The sequence below is a fragment of the Providencia sp. wls1943 genome, from assembly GCF_009706275.1.
Classification (GTDB): domain Bacteria; phylum Pseudomonadota; class Gammaproteobacteria; order Enterobacterales; family Enterobacteriaceae; genus Providencia; species Providencia zhijiangensis.
This window is the reverse complement of the sequence record NZ_WLTU01000007.1, coordinates 428716-454310: the sequence shown is the minus strand read 5'-3', so window position 1 is coordinate 454310 and position 25595 is coordinate 428716. Positions and strand designations below refer to the sequence as shown.

Genomic DNA, 25595 nt, shown 5'->3' with positions numbered 1-25595 from the left:
CAAATACCCAAGCGTGGTATTCTTCAAACCCAAACAAAATAAAACATGGTGAATTAGTGTTATTTAAGTTTTTTGTTATTAGAAATCTTAAATAACATTAATATATTTTATATGAGGGGCGTATGACCTTAACTCAACCTAAAATCGTTGTTGTAGGCGGTGGTGCTGGTGGTTTAGAACTGGCAACACGTTTAGGACGTAAATTAGGGCGTAAAAAACGTGCGGATATCACGCTGATTGACCGTAATCCAAGTCATTTATGGAAACCATTACTTCATGAAGTCGCAACAGGCTCACTGGATGATGGTGTTGATGCTATCAGTTATTTAGCCCATGCTCGTCACAATGCATTTCACTTCCAATTAGGCTCCCTCACGAATATCGACCGAGAAAATAAAAAAGTGGTTCTCGGTGAATTGCGTGACAAAGATGGCGAGTTGTTAGTGCCATTGCGTGAAATTGATTACGATATTTTAGTCATGGCGTTGGGAAGTGCCTCGAATGATTTTGGTACCCCAGGTGTAAAAGAAAACTGCATTTTCCTTGATAGTCCTGCACAAGCTCACCGTTTTCACGATGAAATGCTGAATTTATTCTTGCGTTATTCAGTACGTGATAATGCGGAAGAAAAAGTGAATATCGCCATTGTCGGCGGTGGGGCAACGGGGGTGGAGCTTTCTGCTGAATTGTATAATGCGGTGGAGCAGTTAACGAGCTATGGTTTTAAAGGGTTAGACACTGATGCGTTAAATGTGACGTTAGTGGAAGCGGGTGAGCGTATTTTACCTGCATTACCACCGCGTATTTCAAGCGCTGCACACCAAGAACTGAATAAATTGGGCGTGAAAGTATTAACCAAGACCATGGTGACCAGCGCGGATGCCGATGGCTTAAATACCAAAGAAGATGGCAAAATTTATGCGGACTTAATGGTATGGGCTGCAGGGATCAAAGCACCTGATTTTATGAAAGATATTGCAGGATTAGAAACCAACCGTATCAATCAGTTGGTGGTTAAGCCGACACTGCAAACCACGTTGGATGATGGAATTTTCGCGATTGGTGACTGTGCGTCTTGCGCAAAACCGGAAGGCGGCTTTGTTCCACCGCGCGCGCAATCTGCTCATCAAATGGCAAGCCTTTGCTATGACAATATCGTGGCATTAATGAAAAATAAGCCACTGAAAAACTACATTTACAAAGATCATGGTTCACTCGTTTCGTTATCTCGCTTTAGTACCGTGGGTAGTTTGATGGGGAACCTAATGCGCGGAGATATGATGGTGGAAGGGCGCATAGCTCGTTTCGTCTACATTTCCCTATATCGAATGCACCAAATTGCCTTACATGGCTATATAAAAACGGGCTTAATGATGTTGGTTGGCAGTATTAACCGTATTATTCGGCCTAAACTGAAATTACATTAATCGGTGGTTATTGTTTTTTCGCTACTGCAATCGTAAGAATACACACGGTTATCAGTGAATAATCGTGTGTATCCTCCAATCAGAATAAAGATGTATTTAAAATAATGGTACCCAGTTAAAGCGGTACATATATTTTAAATATTTATTCATTAAATAGACGCCATAAAATCAGCTAATTACCCTAATGAGTTTGGGTTAAGTGTGATTTAATACAAAAAGGCGGCATATTTTTAATTTAAATCACTCATGATACCCATTTATTGGTAGGGTTTGGTTTTTTGTTAAAAAACAAGGAAATAGAAAGAATTTTAATATACTGCAATATATTGAAATTAATTTAGTTAATTATTTACGACTATTCGCGATAAACTTATTACGCGTAAGTAAATAAGATGTATGTCTCATACTCAGACTAATCTAAAAAACCATATTTATTGTATGTAATTAATGTAGTTGATACTAGATAAGCTACAATAGCTAACACACTCACTATTTAAAAAAAGGGCAAGCGATGAAGCTAAAAATTAAGTTGTTGTTAGCCGCATTCGTTGTTGTTTGCCTAATTGCTGTTGTTTATTTCTCTTTTGTGCGCAGTGACGAAGTGAAAATTGCCACTGTTTTATCTACCGAACCCATTAGAGCAACGCGTATGGTGGAACATGAAAACTGTTCGGTAACGGGTATTTTAGGCATATTCACGCAAGAGTCATTATCTCGTTGGCACCCCGCACAACGCGAATGCAGAACCATTTTGATGATCCAATCCTTACAAGGAAGGTCGCTACCGCCATTTTCGAGTAATGAACCAAGAACATGCGTGATCACCAAGAGCCTAGAGCAGATTATTGTGGGGTATGATGTGATTTACCGTATTGGCGATACGATTGGTAAAGTGAGAATGCCATATGAGCCAACCGTGTTTATTCCTCTCAATGAAAATGGGCAGTTAGATTTAACCATGTCCAGTAAAGCGGCATGCGAAACTCTGCGAGAAGGGGCAAAAAGCATTTTGCCATTCTACTGTATGAAGCCAGATGACCTACCAAAAGCTTACCAGCCGTCTACCGTACTGGAAGTCAAAACGGGCAAAAATACCTTTGGAATGTTTGAGTAGAAAGGGAAACTATGCTTAAAAAATTACTGGAATTTTTAGGTTTCACCTCGCGCAATATCCCCTCATTTAATGAACTCATGTTAAAAGCCAAAAGTGGCGACCTCGATGCGCAGTACGCAATTGGTACTCTGTATGATGTGGGGGAAGAGGTTGAAGAAAATGAGGAAAAAGCCATTGAGTGGTATCTGAAAGCCGCTAACCAAGGGCATGCTCAAGCGCAATATATGATGGGAATGATGTATGAAACCAGTGAGCATTTATCTGATGACGCTCACCACTCCTTAGCATGGTTTCAAAAATCTGCGGAGCAGGGCAATAGCGATGCACTGGGGCACTTAGAAGCGATAGGTCGTTCGTTCGATAATAAAAAATAGTGATTTTATTGGGTAACACGATATAAAAGAAAGCCATCGAAACATCATGAATCGATGGCTTTTTTGTGTTCAATTGCTGGCTTATGACGCTAGCTGATGCTCATCAAAATCAGCGACTAGCTGCTTGATAAAGTCTAAACGCGTCGCTCTGTCGGCTAAATCGTGGAAGAATTTCAAACGGACGGGGCCTTCCATGCGGAACGTTTTTGGCTGATTTTGTAGTAAGCTGATTAAGAACATCGGGTCGACTTTGTTGCGTTCATTGAACTCAATAAACCCGCCTTTTTCATGAGCTTCAATACGCTTCATGCCCAGTTTTTGTGCTTGTAAACGAATGCCTGCGGTAGATAGCAAGAATTTACCTGCATCAGGTAAAGTACCAAAGCGGTCAATGAGCTCGATACGCAGCTCATCCAGTTCGGTCTGATCTTTAGCACTGGCAATACGTTTATAGAAAGACAGGCGGATATTCACATCGTGGATATACTCATCAGGCAGTAGTACTGGCATACGCAGTTCCACTTCAGTTTGCTGGCTGGTGAGATCCTCAAGGGATGGCTCGCGTCCTTCTTTCAGTGCATCGACCGCACTTTCGAGTAGCTCCATATATAAAGTGAAACCGATGGTGGTCATCTGCCCACTTTGGTCTTCACCTAATAGCTCGCCAGCACCACGAATTTCAAGGTCATGGGTCGCGAGTGCAAAGCCAGCCCCTAAATCTTCAAGGGAAGAAATGGCTTCGAGGCGTTTCTGTGCATCGGTGGTCATGGCTTTTGGATGCGGCGTCAGAAGGTAAGCATAAGCTTGGTGATGGGAACGACCCACACGACCGCGTAGCTGATGCAACTGTGCTAAACCGAAGTGGTCAGCACGTTCAATAATGATGGTGTTCGCCGTTGGGATGTCGATACCCGTTTCAATAATCGTAGTGCAGATCAGGACATTAAATCGTTGATGGTGGAAATCTGTCATGACTCGCTCAAGTTCGCGCTCACGCATCTGCCCATGACCGACAACAAATCGTGCTTCAGGCACTAAGGCTTCAAGACGTGCTTTGGCTTTTTCGATATTTTCCACATCATTATAAAGATAATAAACCTGACCGCCGCGTAACGTTTCCCGCAGAATCGCTTCGCGCACGACTAAATCATCATATTGGCGAACAAAGGTTTTTACGGCTAAGCGGCGAGCGGGTGGGGTCGCGATAATCGATAAATCCCGCATGCCACTCATCGCCATATTCAGGGTGCGTGGAATTGGTGTCGCCGTTAAGGTTAGAATATCCACATCAGCGCGCATCGCTTTAATGCGCTCTTTATGACGAACCCCGAAACGGTGCTCTTCATCCACCACCAGTAAACCCAGATCTTTCCACTGAATATCGCTTTGTAGCAATTTATGGGTACCAATCAAAATATCCACTTTACCTTCTGCGGTATCGCTAATAATTTGTTGCTGTTCTTTGGCCGTTTTAAAGCGAGATAGCATTTCGATACGAACTGGCCAATTGGCAAAGCGGTCGCGGAAATTATCATAATGTTGCTGAGCTAATAGCGTGGTAGGAACCAGTACAGCCACTTGCTTATTATTGCTGATCGCTAAAAATGCGGCACGCATGGCGACTTCAGTTTTACCAAAGCCTACATCGCCACAGACTAAACGATCCATCGCCAGCGGCTGGCACATATCACTCAATACTGCGTTAATCGCCATTTCTTGATCAGTGGTGGTTTCGAATGGGAAACCTTGGCAAAACTCCCGATACTGCTCTTTATCATGTTTGAAAGCGAAGCCTGCTTTCGCGGCTCGCTGAGCATAAATATCCAGAAGTTCAGCGGCCACATCCCGCACTTTTTCTGCCGCTTTTTGGCGGGCGCGTCCCCAACTGTCACTACCCAATTTATGCAGCGGCGCATTTTCATCGGCACCACCCGCATAACGGCTAATTAAATGTAATGAAGAGACAGGGACATACAGTTTATCTTCGCCTGCGTAGGTGAGGATCAAATACTCCGCGGGAATACCCCCTGCTTCTAAGGTGATTAAGCCTTGATAGCGGCCGACACCATGTTCAATATGAACCACGGGTTGACCCGGGCGTAACTCTGCAAGGTTACGAATGAGCGTGTCGGTATTGATGGTGCGGCGTTGGTCACTGCGGCGGCGTACGACTCGCTCACCCAGTAAATCACTCTCACAAATTAAGGCGCGGTGGCTTTCTGGTTGAATAAAACCATGTTCAGCTGCCCCAATCGTAATGGCAAAGCGGTCTTGGGTTTGACCAAAATAGTTGCTGATAATTTCAGGCCGAATTTTTAGACGTGCGAGTAATTCACTCACCGTTTCACGGCGTCCTTCACTCTCCACGGAGAACACAATCGTGCCATCAAACTGTTCGGTGAACTGACGCAGTTTTTCCAGTGGGTTTTTACTTTGCCCTTGAGTGCTAATATCCGGAAGTGGCTGATAGTCTAAATTGGTATTGGCGGCTTTCTTCGGTAATTTTTCCGTAGACAGCTGTACCCGAGGCCAATTTTTTAAGTTCTGATTCAGTTGTTCGACGGTTAACCATAACTCGGCAGGGGGAAGTAATGGGCGCATTGGGTCAACGCCACGGCTTTCATAACGCTGTTGAGCGTCTTGTTGGAATCGTTCTGCAGGTTCTTGTAGATTTTGCGAAACAAATAGGGTGTTAGCGGGTAAATATTCAAATAAAGAAGGCAATGGCTCAGCGAAAAACAGTGGCTGCCAATACTCAATCCCACTTGGTAGGGTATTTTTACTCACTTGCTGATAGATATGTTCGGGATCACGGCGAACTTCAAAGCGTTCGCGCCACTGGCTTCGAAAACGCTCGATAGCGTCTTTATCGGTCGGAAATTCGTGAGCAGGCAATAAGTTGATTGCACTAACTTCTTCTAAGGTGCGTTGGGTATCAACGTCAAAGGTGCGTAAGCTGTCAATTTCATCATCAAAAAAGTCGATACGAAATGGCAGGTCGCTACCCATTGGGAATAAGTCAAGTAATGCCCCGCGAATGGCATATTCACCGTGTTCAAGTACTTGCTCAACATGGCGGTATCCGGCTTTATCCAGCTCGTCTCGTAGACTATCGCGCGAGAGTTTATCGCCTTTAGCCATCACCAAGGCATGCCCCGTTAGAAAATCAGCAGGGCACACTTTCTGCATTAAGGTATTAACGGGGAGGATCAACGCCCCTTTTGGCAGGGTTGGCAATCGGTATAGAGTGGATAAACGGTGAGAAATGATTTCTTGATGCGGCGAAAAATTATCGTAGGGTAACGTTTCCCAATCCGACAGTGTCTCTATAGGATGTTGGGTAAACTGTTGCAGCTCATCACGAACGCGTAATGCGTTTTGCATATCACGTGTGACAATCACGACAGGACCTTGATGGCGTTCAATCATTTCTGCGCATTCTAAGGGGCCTGCAGCACCAATTAAGCAGCCTAAATGGCGGACATCTCCAGCACGACTGGGCAGTTCATAACGATAATTTGACGACATAGAAATATTCAGTTTCTCATAGCTAACTAGTTAATTAATGATTAGTTAGGCAATTAAAAATTAATTAAACGACCCACAGAACTCATTGAGTAGTCTGAAAGTGATCTAAACAAATAGTATTTATAATAAAAAAACCACAAAAGCGCGGTTGGGTGGTTCCATTCATCAATCGTACCCTTTATTATCCCTGAACACTTCGCTTTGGCAACAGGGACATTACGTTTTCATGCATCAATCTGTCTCACTCTTTATAGGTCTGCGCTATATGCGTGGGCGCGCGGTCGATAAATTTGGACGTTTTGTGTCCAGCTTGTCGGCGATAGGCATAACCCTGGGTGTTGCGGCATTGATTACCGTGACGTCTGTGATGAACGGTTTTGAACGTTCGTTACAAGATAGCATACTTGCTTATATGCCACAGGCCATATTGACCTCAAATACCGGAAATATCGATCCCAATCAACATCCCATCACGGACTTGAAAAACCTCAAAGGCGTTAAGAAAATCGAGCCGATTGTTCAGTCGGAAGTGGTTTTACAAAGCCGAACTAACGTGGGGGTGGGCATGATGGGGGGAATTCGTTCCGATGAATCTTCCTTGTTACTCGATAAGCTGATAAGCGGGGATCGCCGTGATTTAATCGATGGAGAATACAACGTTTTTCTCGGTAATCGATTAGCGGAAACCCTCGGCGTAAAACGCGGTGACCAAGTGCGCTTGATTATCCCCGGGGTGAGCCAATTAACCCCAATGGGGCGTATACCCAGCCAGCGTTTATTTACGGTTGCGGGTATTTTTCAAACCAATGGCGAAGCGGATACGAGCGAACTGATTGTTGCTCAGCCTGATGCAGCGCGAATGCTACGTTATCCAACCGGAAATATTACGGGCTGGCGTTTATATCTGGACGAACCTCTGCAAGTGGATGTGGCAAGCAAACAGATACTGCCGGAAGGGTTAGTTTGGACAGATTGGCGTGAGCGTAAAGGCGAATTTTTCCAAGCAGTAAGAATGGAAAAAAACATGATGGGCCTGCTGCTGAGCCTGATCATTGCAGTGGCGGCATTTAACATCATTACGTCGTTATCCTTATTAGTCATGGAAAAACAAGGTGAAGTGGCGATTTTGAAAACCTTGGGACTCAAGCGTAGCAAAATTCTAACTATCTTTATGATTCAAGGTGCGGGCGCAGGTATTATCGGGACATTGATTGGTACCGTGTTGGGTACGCTGCTATCGAGCCAATTGAATGTGATTATGCCGTTAATTGGCTTATTACCGCGGGGAGTGGCACTCCCAATTGTACTCGACTATCCGGGTATTTTAATTATTGCGCTGTGCGCGATGCTGATTTCTTTGCTGGCGACGCTTTATCCTTCTTGGCGTGCGGCAGCGGTACAACCTGCTGAGGCTTTACGATATGAATAACCAACCACTTCTGGTCTGTGAACATTTAAGTAAGATTTATCAAGAAGGCGCACTTTCCACAGAAGTGTTAAAGAATGTCAGCTTCACGATGAATGAAGGCGAAACCATGGCTATCGTGGGTAGCTCAGGTTCCGGTAAAAGTACCTTATTGCACCTACTTGGCGGGTTAGATACGCCATCTCAAGGTAATGTTATTTTTCGTGGGCAGCAGATTAACCAGCTTTCTTCTGATGCGCGTGCGGCTATTCGTAATAAAGACCTTGGCTTTATTTATCAATTCCACCATTTATTGCCTGATTTTACGGCATTAGAAAATGTGGCGATGCCACTGTTAATTGGCGGTGTGGCGAAAGCAACGGCATTGGCGAAAGCCACCGAAATGTTAAAAGCGGTAGGGTTAGAGCACCGAGCCAACCATCGCCCATCTGAATTATCCGGTGGTGAGCGTCAACGTGTTGCTATTGCTCGTGCATTGGTAAATGACCCTGCGTTAGTACTGGCGGATGAACCTACAGGTAACCTCGATTTGCGTAATGCGGATGCTATTTTTGAATTACTGGGTGAATTAAACCGTAAGCAAAAAACCGCATTTTTAGTGGTCACCCACGATATGAAACTGGCGAGTCGTCTATCCCGCCGTTTAGAAATGCGTGATGGTCATCTGCAACAGGAAATTACGTTGGGGGCAATGTAATGATTAAAATGCCTCTGACGCTATTAGCGGCATTGCGATTTAGCCGAGGACGTCGCAGGACAGGGATGGTGTCTTTGGTGTCGATTGTCTCGACCCTCGGGATTGTTTTAGGTGTTGCGGTATTAATTATCGGCTTAAGTGCCATGAATGGCTTTGAGCGAGAACTGAATAACCGCGTGCTCTCGGTGGTGCCTCACGGGCAAATTTATGCCGTTGAAGCCCCTTATCAAGATTGGGAGTTCGCCCAAAATGTGATCCGCAAAACGCCAGGTGTGCAAGGAGTCAGTCCCTATGTGAATTTTACGGGGCTACTTGAGCGTGGCGCGAACCTGAAAGCCATCCAGATTATGGGCGTGTCTCACGAGACCGAATCCCAAGTCAGTGCATTGCCTGAGTTTATCCTAAATGATGCGTGGCAACATTTTGAGGCTGGCAAGCAGTCAATCATTTTAGGGCAAGGGGTGGCGAATTCGCTGGGTGTGAAAGTCGGGGATTGGGTGACTATTATGATCCCGAATACCGATGACAGCATGAAAATTCAGCAGCCTAAGCGTATTCGTGTCCAAGTAACGGGGATTTTCCGCTTAAGTGGGTTACTCGACCATCAGCTCGCCTTAGTTCCGCTGGCGGATGCGCAAGAATATCTCGGTTATGGAAACGGTATTAGCGGTTTTGAGATTAAAGCTAAAGATCCTTTTGAAGCGGATAAAGTGGTGTATGACGCTGGGCTGAAAACCATGCATCATGTGGTGGTGAAAAGCTGGATAGGTGATTACGGCTATATGTACAACGACATTCAAGTGGTTCGCAGTGTCATGTACTTGGCGATGATTTTAGTCATCGGGGTCGCTTGTTTTAATATCGTCTCCACGCTCGTGATGGCCGTCAAAGATAAAAGTAGCGATATTGCGGTTCTGCGGACATTAGGAGCAAAAGATAGGCAAATTCGCGCTATCTTCTTGTGGTATGGGTTAATAGGGGGGCTGGTTGGTTCACTTATCGGCGTGGTGCTGGGGGTATTAATCTCCCTGAATTTAACCACGATGATTAAGGGACTTGAAGTGATTATCGGTCATCCTATCTTATCAGGGGATGTCTACTTTATTGACTTCTTGCCTTCCGAACTGCATGTGATGGATGTGATTTACGTGCTGTTCACCACGGTTGTTCTGAGCTTATTAGCCAGCTGGTATCCAGCAAGACGCGCAAGTAAGTTAGACCCAGCCCGTATTCTAAGCGGTCAGTAATTAACAAGGCGCGAGTGGAAACAGTCGCGCCTTATTTCATCATGTTATCTAAGGCTATTTCATCAAACTCTCTAGGTACATCTGCTTGTAGCTGCGGGTTTCAATTAATGCTTCCGTAAAACCATAGTGCTGCGCAGTAGACAGTAATTTTGTATACAAGCTGTCTAACTCACTCTCATCGTCTGTCATAATCGCAAATTCAGCAAACCAACCAATACCTTCTAAATAATCAATGGTGATATGAATATCATCCAGAAAATAGATGCTGCGCTGTTTCGCAATCGTTAGGTAACATTGATATCCCAAGGTGCTCAGCATGTTTTTGACATGTTGGCAGTCTGCAATATCAATCGCTTTACACTCGGAGCTACTAGGGCCTTTGACTATCCACAACTTAATGCCAGAGGGTGTCATTTCTCGCACGGACATACTGATATTTTGCGCGGCTAATTGCCCATCTTGATAGTCAAAAAAATCATCAACTTCATGATTATTTACAGTAAATGCTTCAGCATTATCATTGATAAGCTGCTTAAGAAAAGTGTCAGAATTGGGTAGTTTGAACTTAATTTCGGCTTCAAATTTCCCAACAAAATGGTCACTCATTCTGTTATCCAAGGTTGTTTTAGATGATGAATTAGGTGAGTGGATAGTAGCATAGGGAATGATGGCGTGGCTGAAGATAATGTTAAGCTGTATCAAAAAATAGCGGAGTCACTAGGCACAAAAAGCGATTACCGTGCCTAGGGTTTTCAATGCTAATAACTGTTTTAAACTCCAATCACAGTATCAAGGGAAATTGAATTCGCAACCCACTGATGTCCTGCGTGGTTAAGGTGGAGATGATCCCCAGAATCATAGATTAATGCTAATTGCTGAGGATTTTGTGAGTCGCGCACAAGTTGTTCAATGTCAATTAATGCGTCAAATTCACCACGGGTGCGTATCCATTCATTCACTTCTTGGCGAATAGCGTCTTTTTCGGGGGTATAGAAGTTATCTAATCCATATTCGTCGGTACAACGTAGCGGAACAAGAGTGACGCCGACAACGCAAATATTATGCTGATGTGCTATATCAAGTAATTGGCGATAACCTTCAATTAACTGGCTAGCGGAAGGCATCATATCCGCAGGCGCTAGGGCGGTTTGTGCAAGCCCAATATCATTGAGACCCACTTGTACAACGCAAGTGGTTACGCCAGCTTGCTCAATAACATCCCGAGTAAAGCGAGATAATGTACTGATGCCAATTCCATCTTTGAGTAAACGGGAGCCCGATTGCCCCGCATTGATCACCGCAGTGTGTTGAGAAACGGCACGCTCAGCAAGAAAATCCACCCAACGGTGATAAGTTCCCATTTCGACACCATTGCCATCCACCATGGAATCGCCAATGACAACAATCGCTTGGCTTGGCGCCTGATTCTGGATTTCAACAGCCTCTAATAATAAACGCGAACTCATTGGCAGGCTTTCTTTCGTCGTCTTGGAATGAACGCCGTTACCCGATGTTAATTGAGAATAATGTCGTGCATCCCAATGAAAGGTCTCTACAAGCGTAGGGCCCGGTAGATAGGTTCGTAGGGTGACTTCAGACAAATCGTCAATAGGATGGATGATTTCATCACTGTACACCACTTGTCCTACGGGGATAGAAACACCAGATTGCCCATTAAACAGAACAGGCGCACTCCATGATTTTCCAGATGGTGAGTTTACAACAATGGCATTTTCACCCAGCACTAAGGGTTGAGAGCCATAACGATTCGAAAACACAAGGCGTAATTGTTGTCCGCCTAATGTGATGCGCAGCGTTTGCTGTAGGGTTTGGTTATTCAATAAGGTTGGGATCTCCAATGGAAACGGAAACGCCTCACCGGTAGTGGGTTGAGATGTTGAAAGCCATGTGCAAACCCATGCACGACTGGGAGATGAACCGAATGAGGACATTGCGATTTTTTCCTAAAATTGAAGCGGATAATCAATGGGCAGTTGATGCTGAGATAAAGGAATCAAACCCAGTCATCGCAACGTCAACCATTGCGAGTAAATGCGCTTTACTCACCCCGTCGCGAGCTTGAATCGAAATGCCGTGAAATAGTGTCGATATATAATCGCCAAGTGCTTGGGTGTTCGTTTCCTTGGGTAAATCCCCTTGAGTTACTCCCTCATTTAAACGTTGTATGATGGCGGTGGTACGGGCTTTCCGGTAATTCGCCAGCCAAGACATAATGTTTTCATTTTCACTGGCATAGTTGGTCAGTGACAAAACAACCATACACCCCTGTGGATGCGTTTGTTGGGTGTAAGTTTCGACAGCTTGGGTTAATAACTGTGTTATTGCTAGACGCGTATTAGGCTCTTGTAACGCAGTATCAGCAAAAGCGCCTTCTTGGCTTAGATACAGGGCGATAGCTTCGCGAAATAGGTTTTCTTTCGAGCCAAATGCCGCATAAATGCGAGCAGAAGCGATGCCCAGAGCAGAGACTAAATCTGACATCGACGTACCTTCATAACCTCTTTGCCAAAAGACTAATTTAGCTTTATTCAATGCCGCGTCTCGGTCGAACTCTCTCGGTCTTCCCGCCATAACTATTGCTCCTCTAAGTGGTAATGCATTCATACTATCACTTCTTTGTCGAATGACAAATAATTATTGTTTATCGATTGACAAAGAATTAAAAAAACCTTTAACCTATTTATTGTTGATCGACAAACAATTAATGCGACTCGTGAATGAGTGGCTTTTTACTCACATAAAAGTGTATGGAACAAATATGAATTCGGCATTTAAAAAGGTGTTGCTCGTCTCCTTGATGACGCTCTCTTTGCAAGCAACAGCTACGTTAGCAGCAGAAAATCTAACTCAAACAGCCAAAAGTGCTGCGCTTCCAACCATTGAGGCGAATGAAGCCAGCTTTCAACATCACTATGTGAAAGTGAACGGGCAGCGCCTTCACTATGTTACCGCAGGGGAAGGGGAACCAGTCTTATTGATCCCCGGCTGGCCACAAACGTGGTATACATGGCGCTATGTGATGACGGAGCTCGCTGCTAATGGTTATACCGCTATTGCTGTCGATCCACTGGGAACAGGGTATTCTGATAAGCCAGACAATGGCTATGATACGGGCGCTGCCGCAACCACATTGCACGAAATGATGAAACAACTTGGTCATACTCACTATTCGGTAATAGGGCATGATATTGGCATGTGGGTGGGGTATGCGCTGGCCAGTGATTATCCCGCCGACGTGAAAAAGATAGCCTTAACAGAAGCGGTTATTCCAGGATTAGCGCCAGCACCAACGATTTTTGTGGATCCTGAGGAGAATATTTTCCTCTGGCATTTTATGTTTAACCAAGTGCGAGATTTACCAGAAATGCTGACGGCAGGTAAAGAGCGTGAGTATCTTAACTTTATTTTTGATCATTGGGCTTATCGTCGCGATCGCGTTGCCGCGCAGACGTATATTGATGCGTATGCTTCACCGGGTGGGCTGCGGGCTGGTTTTGCCTATTACCGCGCTATTCCACAGACGATCGAGCAAAATAAACTGCGAGCACAAAAAAAGCTCACTATGCCGGTGTTGGCGATAGGGGCAGATCAGGCAACCCGAGATGCACCGCAATTGACATTACAGGGGCGGGCAACCCAATTACAAGGGGCGATGCTTGGGGAGTGTGGTCACTTTGTGACGGAAGAGTGTCCTGAGCAGTTAATGAGCCACATTTTACCGTTTTTGAAAAAATAATATCTGAAACAAAAAGGGAAGCTACAGTGAGCTTCCCTTCAGATTGATGACGAACCGCGTGTATTGAGAATGATTAATACTTGGCTTTCTTGGTCATTTTATCCAAATAACCCATCACAAACGCTGATAGCACGAAGGTTAAATGAAGGATCACATACCACATCAACTTATCGTTTTCGACGTTTTTGAGGTTCATGAAAATCTTCAATAAGTGGATGGATGAAATGGCGACAATGGAGGCTGCCACTTTATTTTTCAGTGACGTTGCATCCATGGTTCCAATCCAATTCAGCTTTTCATGATGATCAGACAAATTTAATTGGGAGACGAAGTTTTCATAACCTGAGAACATGACCATCACCAGTAATCCACCCACCAACGCCATATCAATGAGCGATAGCAACGTGAGGATCAAATCAGATTCTGGAATGTTAAAAATATCGGGCAGAATATGAAATACTTCTTGGAAAAATTTGATGGTTAACGCCAGCAATGTCAGTGATAGCCCCAAATAAATGGGCGCCAGGATCCAACGTGAAGCATACATCATTCTTTCAAAAAACTTTTCCATGCAAATCCTTCAAATAAGAGAAATCAAAATAGTGAGATGGCGGCTATTTTAGCTGTTAGGTGTGATGGGGATAAAGTTTTTTGTCATCTGAAAGTGAAAAAAATGTCTTTTTGATGATAAAAAAGTTATTAAATCGAGGTTATTGAGATATTTGTTTTACTTTGCAGTAGGTGAAGGGTTTTAGTATGTTACTATCCAAATTATGTATAAATAACATAATTTACCATGTTTATACTTTCACTTTTTATACCGACAAATTCACTGCAAGGATGAAAGGAAATTTCCGATGTTGCGATTTCGCCGTAGATTGAAAAAAATAAGTAAAAATAAATGTAAACGCCGTCAGCGACTTCGTAATCGTTCTTACTACATTGATAATAGACTGCTCAGTATGCAAAACATTAACGTGGTTGTATTAACCGGTGCGGGTATTTCTGCAGAGTCAGGGATCCAAACCTTCCGTTCGGCAGAGGGGTTATGGGAAGAGCATCGTGTGGAGGATGTGGCAACGCCTGAAGGCTTTGCCCGTGATCCGCAATTAGTTCAGCGCTTTTACAATGAGCGTCGTCGACAGCTGCAACAAGAGAATATTCAACCTAATGCAGCGCACTACGCATTAGCAAAATTAGAACAAGCGCTCGGGGATAGATTCCTGCTAGTGACGCAAAATATTGATAATTTACATGAGCGTGCGGGTAGCAAGCGCGTGGTGCATATGCACGGTGAATTACTCAAAGTGCGTTGTAATTGGTCAAACCAAGTCCTCGAATGGAAAGGGGATTTATCCGTAGAAGAGCGTTGCCACTGCTGCCAGTTCCCGCAGCCATTACGCCCGCATATTGTATGGTTTGGTGAGATGCCGTTTGAAATGGACAGAATTTACCAAGCACTAGGGGAAGCCACGCTGTTTATTTCCATCGGGACATCGGGGCATGTTTATCCTGCGGCAGGGTTTGTACATGAGGCACGTTTACAAGGTGCTCATACTGTACAATTGAATTTAGAACCAAGCCAAGTGGAAAGCGAATTTGAAGAGCGCCATTATGGGTTAGCGAGTAAAGTGGTTAGTGAATATGTGGATGACTTACTGGCAAAGTTAACTAACGAAGAATGAAGAATAAATATGAAAGGGAGCTTTAGCTCCCTTATTTTATGCACTGAGCAAATTAGGCTGATATCACACGTTTTCATCCAACATGGCAGGCATGGTAATTTCTTTCACGCAGGTGGCGCTGCTGGTACTCAGAATAAAGCGCACTGCATTCACCACATCTTGCAGCGGAATTGACGCCCCTTCACTTTTTGCAATTACCTCATCAACAGGCATGGATAACGGATATTCCGTGGCAAGATAACCTAAGTTTAAAATTGAAATACCGATATTATCTTGGCGCAAGGTTTCTCTTAGTGATTGAACAATCCCGCGCAGGGCATATTTGGTCGCGCTAAAGGTGACTTCTTTACCGTTGTGATTATCCAGTCCCCACGTAGAGCCAATTAAAATAATTTTACTATTGGTGCCTAAACGCAAGTTATTGAGTAGTGCTTTCAAATTTAACAAGCAGGCACTGATATTGGTCTGGATCATGGTGAGTAATTCAATATCGCTGGTGGACTCGAAATCATACTCTTCAGTAAAGGCGAGTTTTTCCCAAATGCCGACATTATAAATGAGGGTATCAATGGGTTTTTCACCTAGATGCTTTTTGATGATTGAAGCCGATTGGGTGTCACTAAGATCAGCGGGTATCCAGTGAAATTGCGCATCACCAAAAGGTGGTTCAGTGCGAGAAACACCGTACACAGTATCAGTTTGGTTAGGCACTCCTTCAACTAATGCTTTACCTAACCCTTTACTGACACCGTAAATTAAAAATGTTTTTGCCATCGTATTCCCACCTTAGAAATCATGCTATAGCGTATTTAGTTATATAAAATAGTCATTATATAACATGGTAATTAACGCATTGCGTTATCCAAAAAGTGCAGCTCAAAATGAACAATAAATTAAATTAATTAGTTATCTTGCTCACTCTTTAGCTGCAAATCTGATTTGAAACAATAATTGTTTCTGTGATCTTTCCCATAATATGTCCATTGATATTAAGGGGGAGGAAGTATGGACAAACTCTTGGAGCGGTTTTTTGAATATACTGCGTTTGATACACAATCAAAACTGAATGCAAAAACAGTACCTAGTAGCACTGGCCAGCTAAAATTTGCCCGCGCGTTAGCTAAGGAACTGAATATCCTTGGCTTTGAAAAAGTGACGCTGTCGGAACACGGCTGTTTAACGGCTATCATGCCATCCAATGTTGATTGGGATGTGCCTGCGATAGGTTTCATTTCGCATTTGGATACCGCCCCAGATTATTCGGGCAAAAATGTGTGCCCGCAAGTACTTGAGAATTATCGTGGTGGCGATATTGCTCTGGGCATTGGTGATGAAGTTTTATCCCCCGTTATGTTCCCTGTATTGCACGAAATGATTGGCAAAACGCTGATTATGACCGATGGCAAAACCTTATTAGGGGCGGATGATAAAGCGGGTATCGCAGAAATTATTACCGCGATTGTGCGTTTAGAAGGGCAAAATGTTCCACACGGAAAAATCTGTATTGCCTTTACGCCAGATGAAGAAATCGGTCGTGGTGCACAACATATTGATTTTAAAGAATTTGATGCTCGCTGGGCGTATACCGTTGATGGCGGTGGCGTGGGGGAGCTTGAATTCGAAAACTTTAACGCGGCCAACGTCTCGATCAAAATTGTGGGGAACAATACCCATCCCGGTAGTGCCAAAGGCGTGATGGTCAATGCGCTAGGTTTAGCAACGCGAATTCACGCCATGTTACCGCCGGATGAAACCCCTGAAAATACGGAAGGTTATGAAGGTTTTTATCACCTAACGTCCATTAAGGGGAACGTGGAAAAAGCGGAAATTAACTACATTATCCGTGATTTTGACTTAGCCAATTTTGAAGCGAGAAAGAAAAATATCATTCGTATCGCGGAAAAAGTAGGTGAAGGGCTGCACCCAAGCTGCTATATCGAACTGACATTGGATGATAGCTACTACAATATGCATAAAGAAGTGATGAAATATCCGCATGTTGTTGAATTAGCTAAACAAGCGATGCTGGACTGCGATATTGAACCTGTTATCAAGCCCATCCGTGGAGGAACGGATGGTGCGCAGTTATCATACCGAGGCTTACCATGCCCGAATATTTTCACTGGTGGCTATAACTTCCATAGTAAACATGAATTTATTACTCAAGAAGGGATGGAGCAGGCGGTGAGTGTGATTATGCGAATTGCGGAATTAACGGCTATACATGCAAAACGTAATACTGATAAATAGTTTTAATACGTTCTTAATATAAAAATTAGCAATAAAAATGCCCCGATGTGAGGTGATGACATTCGGGGCATTTGCTGTTTTGGGTTGTTAATTATAGGAATAATTAGTCGTCAAAATACCAATATCCACTATTAATCAATGCTGTCATTAAGGCGATAAAATTGACATCGTCTAATGCGTCACCAAGATTGGCATGGTTGACGGAATCGAAACGGCACAGGCTATCTGCGGCTTCATAGCATTTAGTCTCTAAAGACTCACCATTAACAAAGAATTGGTCACCAACACGAAGAGCGCGCAACCCATTGAGTTTATATAGGGTTTCTTGCTGGTCTTTCAATAAATTATAAATCTCATCTTGTTCATAAGGCGGCTCTGGCGGTGCCAAATCCAGCTCGTGACGTGATTGAGAAATGAATTCACCTAACCATTTACGGAATAGCTCTGGATCATGAATCAGTGATTCCATCATTTCGCGCAACTTAATTTGTTCGCCTTGCAAAATTTCAGCCGGATTATCACGGAAAGAAAGATCAGGGTCGCTGTAACGGTAGCTACCTAACTCATTGGAGATTAAATGATCAGCAAAGCTGCTCATTAATTCACGGGCATTGGGTGCACGGAAACCGACAGAATAATTCAGTGATGGCTCAATCGCATAACCTTCGTGTGGGAATCCAGGCGGGATATACAGGATATCGCCGGGTTCCATCTCTTCATCGATAATGGCGTCAAAAGGCTGTACTTGCAGTAAGTCAGGATGTGGGCTGTGTTGTTTCATTGGGATTTTTTCCCCAACACGCCAGTGGCGACGACCTTCGCCTTGAATAATGAATACATCATATTGGTCGAGATGAGGGCCTACACCGCCACCCGGAACGGAGTAGGAGATCATTAAATCATCCATACGCCAATCAGAAAGGACACGGAAAGGTTTCATCAGTTGGGCACTTGGGTGGTGCCAGTGGTCAACCGCTTGAACCAAGATTGACCAGTTTTCTTCACCTAAATGATCGTAGCTCTCGAATGGGCCGTGGGCGACTTGCCAGAGGCCGTTTTGATGACTGACTAAACGGCTATCAACCTCATCTTCCATCGCTAATCCCGCGAGTTCATCAGGCGAGATAGGATCAATAAAACGCGTAAAACCCTGTTTGATAAGCAGAGGTCGTTTCTGCCAATGACTGTCCAGAAAACTCTGCCAGTCAAGATTCAGTTTATAATCCATCTTATTGTTCCCTAGTTATGACAAAACTTCCTAAATAGTATACCGGAAATGGATTGTAAAACAGGGCTTAGAGGGCGTCAGTTCACAGATTAGCCATCTTCATATACGGATGACCGAATTATCTTCATCAATAACCTAGCTATCTTCAATCACCGCTTGCTGCCTAAAGGTGACGGCAACGCGAGCACCACCAAGTGGACTATCCGAAATAGTGATTTCGCCGTCATATTGGTCGATGATATCCACTGCAATTGATAGCCCTAAACCTTGCCCCGGTCGCAGGGTATCAGCGCGTTGCCCACGCATAAATATCATGCTGCGTTTACTTTCGGGAACGCCAGGACCATCGTCATCCACAAAAATGGTTAGGCTATCATGATCAACAAGCGCGGTGACTTCCACAAATTCAAGGCAATATTTACAAGCGTTTTCCATAACATTGCCCATCACTTCCATAAAATCATTAGGCTGACCTAGCCATGTAATTTCAGGGGAGATATCGACGGTGATGGAGACACCTTTGTTGAGATACACTTTATGCAGTGCGCTAGAGAGGCTATCTAAGATAGACGGCACCGATGCAATTTCCCGTAGCATCAGGTTTTCATCCCCTTGGTTCGAGGCGCGATGCAAATAGTAGCCAACTTGCTGAGAAATACGTCCTATCTGTTCCAACATGATAGGCTCTGCTTGTTCGATGGTCATTTGCTTACCGGAACGTAGGAGCCGCAATGTGGACTGTAACACCGCCAAAGGCGTTTTTAGGCTGTGGGTTAAATCGGACAATGTAGTGCGATATTTGCTATAGCGTTTACGTTCGTTGCTCAGCAAAATATTCAAATTCCGCACGAGGCCTCTCAGCTCTGCTGGCGGGTTTTCATCCAGCGTTTCTCGTTCCCCTTTTTCAAGACTACTAATTTGCGAAATCAGTGACTTAATGGGGCGCACACTCCAATAGGCTGCGAGCCATAACAGCGGGATCACCAGTATAAAGTTGGCGAGTAACACGTAACCAAACCAGTCCCAGACAACGCCAGTGCTTTGTAAGTCTTGAGGTAACGTATCGACGACGACAATCGTCAGTGCTGGCATAGTTTCAGTTTCTAAATACTGGTTAACTGAAACGGAGTGAGTTAATGGCTCATCGATATTATCAATATCATTGAGTCGATGGCTGTAGTCTGGGTTATTGTTCATCAATTGACGCGTTTCATCGAAATCAGTATCAATTTCGTATAACCCATTCTTTTTTAACCAGTCGAGTTGAATAAGACGTTCGACGCTGGGAACTTCACGTTGGCGCCAGACGGTTTGCCCATTCTTATCATAAATAATGATCAACGAGGGGTTGTTCAACGTAAAGTTAGGGGGAACGCGAATATCTATTTTATTATCTTGCCACTGAGCAAGGCTGTAAATTAGGTTACTTTGGCTACGTAGTAAGGTGTAGGTGGTTCTGTCAAAACTGACTAAATAACCCACAACAGCCACAATTCCATAGGCGAGGGTTAGCGCAAGGATGACGGCTGACGTTGCACAAATAAAACGCGCCTGTAAAGAGAGGGGCTTGAACCTAAATTTACTCAGTTTCATATTAGCTATTCACATCGAAACGGTAGCCTTGACCGCGAACAGTCACAATCACCTCTTGGGAATGGAACTGTTGGATTTTTTTACGTAAACGCCCCATAAGCACATCGATGGTGTGGCTTTCGCGTAATTCTGCGTCTGGATAGAGTTGGCGCATGAGGGAGTCTTTACTGACCACTTTTCCATTATTACGCAGCAAGGTTTCAATAATTGTGTATTCAAATGCGGTGAGTTTGACCGACTCGCCGTTAACCGTAAATTCTTTGCGGGAAAGGTCAATAACAAAGTTTTCAAGTTCAAGCACTTGGGAAGCTAACCCGCTGTTACGGCGCATCAACGCTTGCATCCGCGCGACCAACTCTTCTAATTGAAAGGGTTTGGTGACATAGTCATCTGCGCCACTATTGAGCGCTTGAACCTTTTCTTGCCAACTTTCTCGTGCGGTTAAGACGAGAAGCGGAATGCTGATATGGTTGCTGCGCCAGCGTTTGATCATGGAAAGCCCGTCTTCATCAGGAAGACCTAAATCCACGACTGCAATATCGGGATGGCTTTCATTCAGAAAATAGTCCGCTTCTTTTGCATCTTCAGCAGAATCCACTTGATGACCTAATTCTTTGAGTTGAACCGTTAAATGGTGACGAAGTAGGGCGTTATCTTCGACGATAAGAATGCGCATCTGAGAACCTCACATAAAGAAAGCATGTAAATGATAATATTATAGTGAGTATGGTAGAAAGAGATGGGATAGGGAACAAGATCTTAACTAAATATAAGTCAAACAGATCGGAAAAATAGTCGAATCTGATATTTTTTGGAAAGGAAAAAAGCAGGCGACACGAATGCCGCCTATTTTAATGACTATTGATTACTTGATTTCATCAATAAAATTAACTGCATAGCCAATATAGTTAGCTGGCGTCATTGCTTTCAGACGCTCTTTTTCGCTTTCTGGAAGCTCTAAACCATCGATAAACTGTTTCATGCCTTCTGCGGTAACGCGTTTACCACGCGTCAATTCTTTCAGTTTTTCATACGGTTTTTCGATACCATAACGACGCATTACGGTCTGGATTGGCTCAGCCAGGACTTCCCAGTTTTGATCTAATTCATCCAGTAAGTGCTGTTCGTTAACTTCTAACTTGTTCAAGCCTTTCATTGTGGACTGGTAAGCAATCAGGGCATAGCCTAAACCGACACCTAAGTTGCGCAGAACAGTTGAGTCAGTCAGGTCACGCTGCCAGCGTGAAACGGGCAATTTGCTTGCTAAATGACCTAATACTGCGTTTGCTAAACCTAAGTTACCTTCTGAGTTTTCGAAGTCGATAGGGTTAACTTTGTGCGGCATGGTGGATGAACCAATTTCACCGGCAATGGTTTTTTGCTTAAAGTGATTTAAAGCAACATAGCCCCAGATATCACGGTCAAAGTCCAGCACGATCGTGTTAAAACGTGCAACACAATCAAACAGTTCTGCGATATAATCGTGCGGTTCGATTTGCGTGGTGAACGGGTTCCATTGAATGCCCAATGAGGTCACGAATGTTTCACTGAATTCGTGCCAGTTAACTTCAGGGTAAGCGGCAATGTGGGCGTTATAGTTACCAACGGCACCGTTGATTTTACCTAAGATTTCCACTTGTTCTAACTGGCGGAATTGGCGCTCTAAACGGTACGCAACGTTAGCAAATTCTTTACCAATAGTGGATGGTGTTGCTGGCTGCCCATGAGTACGTGACAGTAAAGGTAAAGTACGGTATTCGTGCGCCATCGCTTTAACTTTATCAATGATTTGACGCCATTGTGGCAGTAAAACTTCTTCACGAGCAGTTTTCAGCATCAATGCATGGGACAGGTTATTGATGTCTTCAGAGGTGCAAGCAAAGTGAATAAACTCAGAGACCGCATGTAGAGCAGGGATATGCGCCACTTTTTCTTTCAGGAAATATTCTACTGCTTTAACATCATGGTTAGTTGTGCGCTCAATTTCCTTGATACGCATTGCATCTTTTTCGCAGAAGTTCGCGACGATTTCATCTAAGTAAGCGATTGCGTCGGCATCAAATGAAGGAACTTCTTTGATTTGAGCGGTTGCAGCCAGTTTTTGCAGCCAGCGAACTTCAACTTGCACACGAAATTTCAGTAAGCCAAACTCGCTAAAAATAGTGCGTAAAGCGCTGACTTTATCACCGTAACGGCCGTCAATCGGGGATACAGCGGTCAGTGAGGATAATTCCATTGGTAGCAACTCCAGATTTATAGGTGAGACAAAATTTGTTTCGCCTGATTAGACAGACGGCTTCGAGAAAACATCAGTTGGAGGCGACTTCCGCCAACTTGCTGCCAGAGAACTGCGCAGCGAATACCTGCGAGCAATGTGGCTCTAACTTTGGCTTGAACAACGGTATTTTTCAGAATATCAGGGGAGCCAGTCACTTGAATACGGGGGCCTGCTGGACTGACGACATCCACATAAATTCCGGCGAGTGCGTTAAAAACACCTTCAGACATCGGTTCGAAATAGCTGGCTTGACGCTCAAATTGCTCAATTCGTTGACCGAGTTGGTTCATGGCATTGTCATCTTTGCTTAAGCGGCGCTCTAACGCCATGATGCTAAGCATATAGCGGGTCATCTCCGCAGAGATCCCGCTATTACCCCCGGTCAACATGCCCAGCAGGGCAGTTAAACCGGTTTTTAAATTCGCTTCGTCATTACCGAACACATCCAGCGTGGTGGATGGATTCATGTTGGTCAGGCTATTGACCATGGTTTTACCATCTTGCTCATTAAAGGTACCTTCATGAGCGAGCTTTTGTACCATCAGACTTGCTTGGCAGATACCCGCTAAAGCTAGCGTGATATCGTAATAGTTTTTAGCCACATTTACTCCTGAATACGGGCTTCAATAACGCCGCCACCGAGGCAGACTTCGTCGATATAAAATACCGCAGATTGTCCCGGAGTAACAGCCGCAACCGGATAATCGAAAATGACTTGGATTTTCTCGGCGCTCAATGGGGTGATTGTACAAGGGATATCCGCTTGACGGTAACGGGTTTTCACCACGCAGCGCAATGGCTCCGTTAGAGTTTGTCTATCGACCCAATCTAATTGCTGAGCAATTAAGCCAGTAGACATTAAACGTGGATGTTCATGACCTTGCGCCACAATCAATTGATTGTTTTCAACGTCTTTATCCACTACATACCATGGTTCTTCAGAACCGTCTTTTGTGCCGCCAATGCCTAACCCTTTGCGTTGACCTAATGTGTGGTACATCAAGCCTTCGTGCTGGCCAATGGTTTCACCGTCAACGGTGACGATAGGACCCGGTTGAGCAGGGAGGTAGCGACCAAGGAAGTCACGGAATTTACGCTCACCAATAAAGCAGATTCCGGTAGAATCTTTTTTCTTCGCGGTCACTAAGCCGATTTCTTCGGCGATGCGGCGTACTTCTGGTTTTTCTAATTCGCCCACAGGGAATAAGCTTTTTGCTACTTGTTCATGGCTGAGGGTATACAGGAAGTAGCTTTGGTCTTTGTTGTTATCTAAGCCGCGTAATAGCTGGCTTTTGCCGTCAACATCACGGCGACGAACATAGTGACCCGTTGCGATATAGTCTGCGCCCAGATCTTCGGCAGCAAACTCTAAGAAGGCTTTAAATTTGATCTCTTTGTTACACAGAATATCCGGGTTTGGGGTGCGACCCGCTTTGTATTCTTCTAAAAAGTGTTCGAATACATTGTCCCAATATTCAGCGGCAAAGTTGATAGTGCGTAGCTCGATACCGAGTTTGTCACATACCGCTTGCGCATCTGCAAGGTCAGTCGCTGCGGTGCAATATTCTTCGTTATCGTCTTCTTCCCAGTTCTTCATAAACAGACCGACCACCTGATACCCTTGCTGTTTGAGCAGGTAAGCGGAAACGGATGAATCAACACCACCGGACATACCGACGATGACCTTAATTTGGCTGTTATCTGATTTGGTACTGTTATTTGACATGGGAAATAGTCTCAATGCGGAAAAATCAAGCCCCATACTTTAGCACGTTGCCCCCTTGTTGCACCAGCGTTAGGAGAATAATGTTACTCGTAATGATCACCGAAGGCGGCTAAGACGCTTAAAGGATAGCGAGTCCCTTCTTGATAGCAGCGGATACTTTGGGCAACTAAAGGGGAGCGAAGGTATTGGCTAGTCAGAATTTTCTCTGCGCTAACCCAATGACAAGCGCTGATATCATCATCGTGAGGATGAGTTTCACATGGAGCATCCAGTTCAAGGGCGAATAAGACACGAATAAATTGGGTTTTATCGGGGGCTATCCATTGATGAATTTTAATTAATGTCTGAGGCTCACCAATAATGCCAGTCTCTTCATACAGTTCACGAGCGGCAGCTTGTACTAACGTTTCATTGGCTTCAAGGTGTCCTGCGGGTTGATTCCATGTGGGTTTGTTATTAATCCACTCTTCGACCACTAAAAAACGCCCTTGTGCATGGACAATGGTGGCAACGGTAACATTGGGTTTAAACAACAGTGACCTCCTTCCATTCGCCGGAAGATAAGTTATCGAGCGTAAAATTCCCCATGGCGTAGCGTATTAATCGCAATGTGGGAAAACCAATATTGGCAGTCATACGACGAACTTGCCGATTTCTTCCTTCATAAAGCGTGATCTTCAACCAAGAAGTAGGAATGTTCTTCCGCTCACGGATCGGTGGAACTCGCGCCCATAACCATTCTGGCTCACTGACTAATTCGATGCCTGCGGGTAGGGTGGGTCCGTCATTTAGGGTTAATCCTTGACGAAATTTTGCGAGCGCGCTCTCATCGGGAATGCCTTCTACTTGAGCATAGTAGATTTTTCCTGTTTTTTTCTGCGGCTGGGTAAGCTGAGCTTGTAATTTGCCATCATTGGTGAGCACTAACAGACCTTCACTATCCCTATCTAAACGCCCTGCGGCATAAACATCAGAGATGGGAATATAGTTTTTTAACGTTTCCCGTCCTTGCTCATCTGTAAATTGCGGTAGTACATCAAATGGCTTATTGAAAATAATCACTTTACGTGGCTGGGTTGGACGTGCCACGCGAGAAGATGAATTCGTTGCCAATGAACGACGTGGTTTTGACAGTGAGGATGTGTGCTTGGTGCGGTTACGGTTAGGTGCGTTCATCATTCTTTATTGAAAGTCATTTAAGTCATGCGCAATAGAATAACGATATTTTGACGATAAAGTAAGGCTGTTTTGGGGAGCATCTAAGG

Annotated in this window: 23 protein-coding genes; 9 read left to right on the top strand and 14 right to left on the bottom strand. The window is 44.3% G+C overall.

Going from position 1 to position 25595, the window contains the following annotated elements:
• The first annotated feature begins 122 nt into the window (after window positions 1-122).
• From GKR48_RS04225 to GKR48_RS04215, 3 genes are all read left to right on the top strand, one after another.
• Window positions 123-1427 (top strand): NAD(P)/FAD-dependent oxidoreductase, encoded by a 1305-nt coding sequence (locus tag GKR48_RS04225; RefSeq protein ID WP_154627145.1) that lies wholly within the window; start codon window positions 123-125, stop codon window positions 1425-1427.
• Between the two features lie 511 nt (window positions 1428-1938).
• A complete protein-coding gene (umoD, locus tag GKR48_RS04220; RefSeq protein WP_154627144.1) occupies window positions 1939-2541 on the top strand; it encodes a UmoD family flagellar biogenesis regulator in 603 nt (200 codons plus the stop codon).
• Window positions 2542-2552: 11 nt separating this feature from the next.
• On the top strand, window positions 2553-2915 hold the full coding sequence (locus GKR48_RS04215; RefSeq protein WP_154627143.1) for a tetratricopeptide repeat protein: 363 nt from the start codon (window positions 2553-2555) through the stop codon (window positions 2913-2915).
• Between the two features lie 81 nt (window positions 2916-2996).
• Here GKR48_RS04215 and mfd read toward each other — a convergent pair whose 3' ends face one another.
• A complete protein-coding gene (mfd, locus tag GKR48_RS04210) occupies window positions 2997-6443 on the bottom strand; it encodes a transcription-repair coupling factor (protein WP_154627142.1) in 3447 nt (1148 codons plus the stop codon).
• A 226-nt stretch (window positions 6444-6669) separates the two neighbouring features.
• Between mfd and lolC the strand changes: the two genes are divergently transcribed.
• The 3 genes from lolC to lolE are packed head-to-tail and all read left to right on the top strand — an operon-like array spanning window position 6670 to window position 9813.
• On the top strand, window positions 6670-7872 hold the full coding sequence (gene lolC / locus GKR48_RS04205) for a lipoprotein-releasing ABC transporter permease subunit LolC (RefSeq protein ID WP_154627141.1): 1203 nt from the start codon (window positions 6670-6672) through the stop codon (window positions 7870-7872).
• Window positions 7865-8566, top strand: a complete 702-nt coding sequence (lolD, locus tag GKR48_RS04200) for a lipoprotein-releasing ABC transporter ATP-binding protein LolD (protein WP_154627140.1) — start codon at window positions 7865-7867, stop codon at window positions 8564-8566. Before lolC ends, lolD begins: the two co-directional genes overlap by 8 nt.
• A complete protein-coding gene (lolE, locus tag GKR48_RS04195) occupies window positions 8566-9813 on the top strand; it encodes a lipoprotein-releasing ABC transporter permease subunit LolE (RefSeq protein WP_154627139.1) in 1248 nt (415 codons plus the stop codon). The genes lolD and lolE overlap by 1 nt, the downstream gene beginning before the upstream one ends.
• 54 nt (window positions 9814-9867) lie before the next feature.
• On the opposite strand, the gene GKR48_RS04190 is transcribed toward lolE, so the two are convergent.
• The 3 genes from GKR48_RS04190 to GKR48_RS04180 all read right to left on the bottom strand — a co-directional run bounded on the left by GKR48_RS04190 (window position 9868) and on the right by GKR48_RS04180 (window position 12405).
• Window positions 9868-10419 (bottom strand): class IV adenylate cyclase, encoded by a 552-nt coding sequence (locus tag GKR48_RS04190; RefSeq protein ID WP_154627138.1) that lies wholly within the window; start codon window positions 10417-10419, stop codon window positions 9868-9870.
• 164 nt (window positions 10420-10583) lie between these two features.
• Window positions 10584-11765 (bottom strand): SGNH/GDSL hydrolase family protein, encoded by a 1182-nt coding sequence (locus GKR48_RS04185; RefSeq protein WP_154627137.1) that lies wholly within the window; start codon window positions 11763-11765, stop codon window positions 10584-10586.
• Between the two features lie 31 nt (window positions 11766-11796).
• Window positions 11797-12405, bottom strand: coding sequence for a TetR/AcrR family transcriptional regulator (locus GKR48_RS04180; protein WP_154627136.1), 609 nt, complete (start codon window positions 12403-12405; stop codon window positions 11797-11799).
• 187 nt (window positions 12406-12592) lie between these two features.
• Here GKR48_RS04180 and GKR48_RS04175 point away from each other — a divergent pair, with 187 nt between their 5' ends.
• Window positions 12593-13570: an alpha/beta fold hydrolase gene (locus tag GKR48_RS04175; RefSeq protein WP_154627135.1), complete on the top strand. Its 978-nt coding sequence runs from the start codon at window positions 12593-12595 to the stop codon at window positions 13568-13570.
• Between the two features lie 73 nt (window positions 13571-13643).
• Here the strand turns inward: GKR48_RS04175 and GKR48_RS04170 are convergent, their stop codons facing one another.
• On the bottom strand, window positions 13644-14141 hold the full coding sequence (locus GKR48_RS04170; RefSeq protein WP_154603597.1) for a TIGR00645 family protein: 498 nt from the start codon (window positions 14139-14141) through the stop codon (window positions 13644-13646).
• A gap of 289 nt (window positions 14142-14430) precedes the next feature.
• On the opposite strand from GKR48_RS04170, the gene cobB reads away from it, so the two are divergent.
• Window positions 14431-15255, top strand: a complete 825-nt coding sequence (gene cobB, locus GKR48_RS04165) for a Sir2 family NAD+-dependent deacetylase (RefSeq protein WP_154627203.1) — start codon at window positions 14431-14433, stop codon at window positions 15253-15255.
• Between the two features lie 63 nt (window positions 15256-15318).
• Here cobB and GKR48_RS04160 read toward each other — a convergent pair whose 3' ends face one another.
• Entirely contained in the window at window positions 15319-16029 is a 711-nt protein-coding gene (locus GKR48_RS04160) for an SDR family oxidoreductase (protein WP_154627134.1), read from the bottom strand.
• A 231-nt stretch (window positions 16030-16260) separates the two neighbouring features.
• Between GKR48_RS04160 and pepT the strand changes: the two genes are divergently transcribed.
• Window positions 16261-17505: a peptidase T gene (gene pepT, locus GKR48_RS04155; protein WP_154627133.1), complete on the top strand. Its 1245-nt coding sequence runs from the start codon at window positions 16261-16263 to the stop codon at window positions 17503-17505.
• A 103-nt stretch (window positions 17506-17608) separates the two neighbouring features.
• On the opposite strand, the gene GKR48_RS04150 is transcribed toward pepT, so the two are convergent.
• From GKR48_RS04150 to rluE, 8 genes are all read right to left on the bottom strand, one after another.
• Window positions 17609-18733, bottom strand: coding sequence for a ribosomal protein uL16 3-hydroxylase (locus GKR48_RS04150; protein ID WP_154603600.1), 1125 nt, complete (start codon window positions 18731-18733; stop codon window positions 17609-17611).
• A gap of 135 nt (window positions 18734-18868) precedes the next feature.
• Complete coding sequence (gene phoQ / locus GKR48_RS04145; protein WP_154627132.1) at window positions 18869-20326, bottom strand: two-component system sensor histidine kinase PhoQ; 1458 nt, start codon at window positions 20324-20326, stop codon at window positions 18869-18871.
• A gap of 1 nt (window position 20327) precedes the next feature.
• Window positions 20328-21002 carry a two-component system response regulator PhoP gene (gene phoP / locus GKR48_RS04140; RefSeq protein ID WP_154627131.1) on the bottom strand — a complete coding sequence of 225 codons (675 nt, stop codon included), beginning with the start codon at window positions 21000-21002 and terminating at the stop codon, window positions 20328-20330.
• A gap of 189 nt (window positions 21003-21191) precedes the next feature.
• Window positions 21192-22562 carry an adenylosuccinate lyase gene (purB, locus tag GKR48_RS04135; protein WP_154627130.1) on the bottom strand — a complete coding sequence of 457 codons (1371 nt, stop codon included), beginning with the start codon at window positions 22560-22562 and terminating at the stop codon, window positions 21192-21194.
• Between the two features lie 17 nt (window positions 22563-22579).
• Window positions 22580-23206, bottom strand: a complete 627-nt coding sequence (hflD, locus tag GKR48_RS04130) for a high frequency lysogenization protein HflD (RefSeq protein ID WP_132495244.1) — start codon at window positions 23204-23206, stop codon at window positions 22580-22582.
• Between the two features lie 2 nt (window positions 23207-23208).
• The gene (mnmA, locus tag GKR48_RS04125) at window positions 23209-24330 is read right to left on the bottom strand and encodes a tRNA 2-thiouridine(34) synthase MnmA (protein ID WP_154627129.1); all 1122 of its coding nucleotides are present in this window, start codon (window positions 24328-24330) and stop codon (window positions 23209-23211) included.
• Window positions 24331-24413: 83 nt separating this feature from the next.
• Window positions 24414-24863 carry an NUDIX hydrolase gene (locus tag GKR48_RS04120; protein ID WP_154627128.1) on the bottom strand — a complete coding sequence of 150 codons (450 nt, stop codon included), beginning with the start codon at window positions 24861-24863 and terminating at the stop codon, window positions 24414-24416.
• Window positions 24856-25506: a 23S rRNA pseudouridine(2457) synthase RluE gene (gene rluE, locus GKR48_RS04115; protein ID WP_154627202.1), complete on the bottom strand. Its 651-nt coding sequence runs from the start codon at window positions 25504-25506 to the stop codon at window positions 24856-24858. The genes GKR48_RS04120 and rluE overlap by 8 nt, the downstream gene beginning before the upstream one ends.
• Between the last annotated feature and the right edge of the window lie 89 nt (window positions 25507-25595).

What these genes read in the sequence shown, in the direction of transcription:
- GKR48_RS04225 (WP_154627145.1), top strand. Translation starts at nt 123, where the DNA reads ATGACCTTAACTCAACCTAAAATCGTTGTTGTAGGCGGTGGTGCTGGT.
- umoD (WP_154627144.1), top strand. Translation starts at nt 1,939, where the DNA reads ATGAAGCTAAAAATTAAGTTGTTGTTAGCCGCATTCGTTGTTGTTTGC.
- GKR48_RS04215 (WP_154627143.1), top strand. Translation starts at nt 2,553, where the DNA reads ATGCTTAAAAAATTACTGGAATTTTTAGGTTTCACCTCGCGCAATATC.
- mfd (WP_154627142.1), bottom strand. Translation starts at nt 6,443, where the DNA reads ATGTCGTCAAATTATCGTTATGAACTGCCCAGTCGTGCTGGAGATGTC.
- lolC (WP_154627141.1), top strand. Translation starts at nt 6,670, where the DNA reads ATGCATCAATCTGTCTCACTCTTTATAGGTCTGCGCTATATGCGTGGG.
- lolD (WP_154627140.1), top strand. Translation starts at nt 7,865, where the DNA reads ATGAATAACCAACCACTTCTGGTCTGTGAACATTTAAGTAAGATTTAT.
- lolE (WP_154627139.1), top strand. Translation starts at nt 8,566, where the DNA reads ATGATTAAAATGCCTCTGACGCTATTAGCGGCATTGCGATTTAGCCGA.
- GKR48_RS04190 (WP_154627138.1), bottom strand. Translation starts at nt 10,419, where the DNA reads ATGAGTGACCATTTTGTTGGGAAATTTGAAGCCGAAATTAAGTTCAAA.
- GKR48_RS04185 (WP_154627137.1), bottom strand. Translation starts at nt 11,765, where the DNA reads ATGTCCTCATTCGGTTCATCTCCCAGTCGTGCATGGGTTTGCACATGG.
- GKR48_RS04180 (WP_154627136.1), bottom strand. Translation starts at nt 12,405, where the DNA reads ATGGCGGGAAGACCGAGAGAGTTCGACCGAGACGCGGCATTGAATAAA.
- GKR48_RS04175 (WP_154627135.1), top strand. Translation starts at nt 12,593, where the DNA reads ATGAATTCGGCATTTAAAAAGGTGTTGCTCGTCTCCTTGATGACGCTC.
- GKR48_RS04170 (WP_154603597.1), bottom strand. Translation starts at nt 14,141, where the DNA reads ATGGAAAAGTTTTTTGAAAGAATGATGTATGCTTCACGTTGGATCCTG.
- GKR48_RS04160 (WP_154627134.1), bottom strand. Translation starts at nt 16,029, where the DNA reads ATGGCAAAAACATTTTTAATTTACGGTGTCAGTAAAGGGTTAGGTAAA.
- pepT (WP_154627133.1), top strand. Translation starts at nt 16,261, where the DNA reads ATGGACAAACTCTTGGAGCGGTTTTTTGAATATACTGCGTTTGATACA.
- GKR48_RS04150 (WP_154603600.1), bottom strand. Translation starts at nt 18,733, where the DNA reads ATGGATTATAAACTGAATCTTGACTGGCAGAGTTTTCTGGACAGTCAT.
- phoQ (WP_154627132.1), bottom strand. Translation starts at nt 20,326, where the DNA reads ATGAAACTGAGTAAATTTAGGTTCAAGCCCCTCTCTTTACAGGCGCGT.
- phoP (WP_154627131.1), bottom strand. Translation starts at nt 21,002, where the DNA reads ATGCGCATTCTTATCGTCGAAGATAACGCCCTACTTCGTCACCATTTA.
- purB (WP_154627130.1), bottom strand. Translation starts at nt 22,562, where the DNA reads ATGGAATTATCCTCACTGACCGCTGTATCCCCGATTGACGGCCGTTAC.
- mnmA (WP_154627129.1), bottom strand. Translation starts at nt 24,330, where the DNA reads ATGTCAAATAACAGTACCAAATCAGATAACAGCCAAATTAAGGTCATC.
- rluE (WP_154627202.1), bottom strand. Translation starts at nt 25,506, where the DNA reads ATGAACGCACCTAACCGTAACCGCACCAAGCACACATCCTCACTGTCA.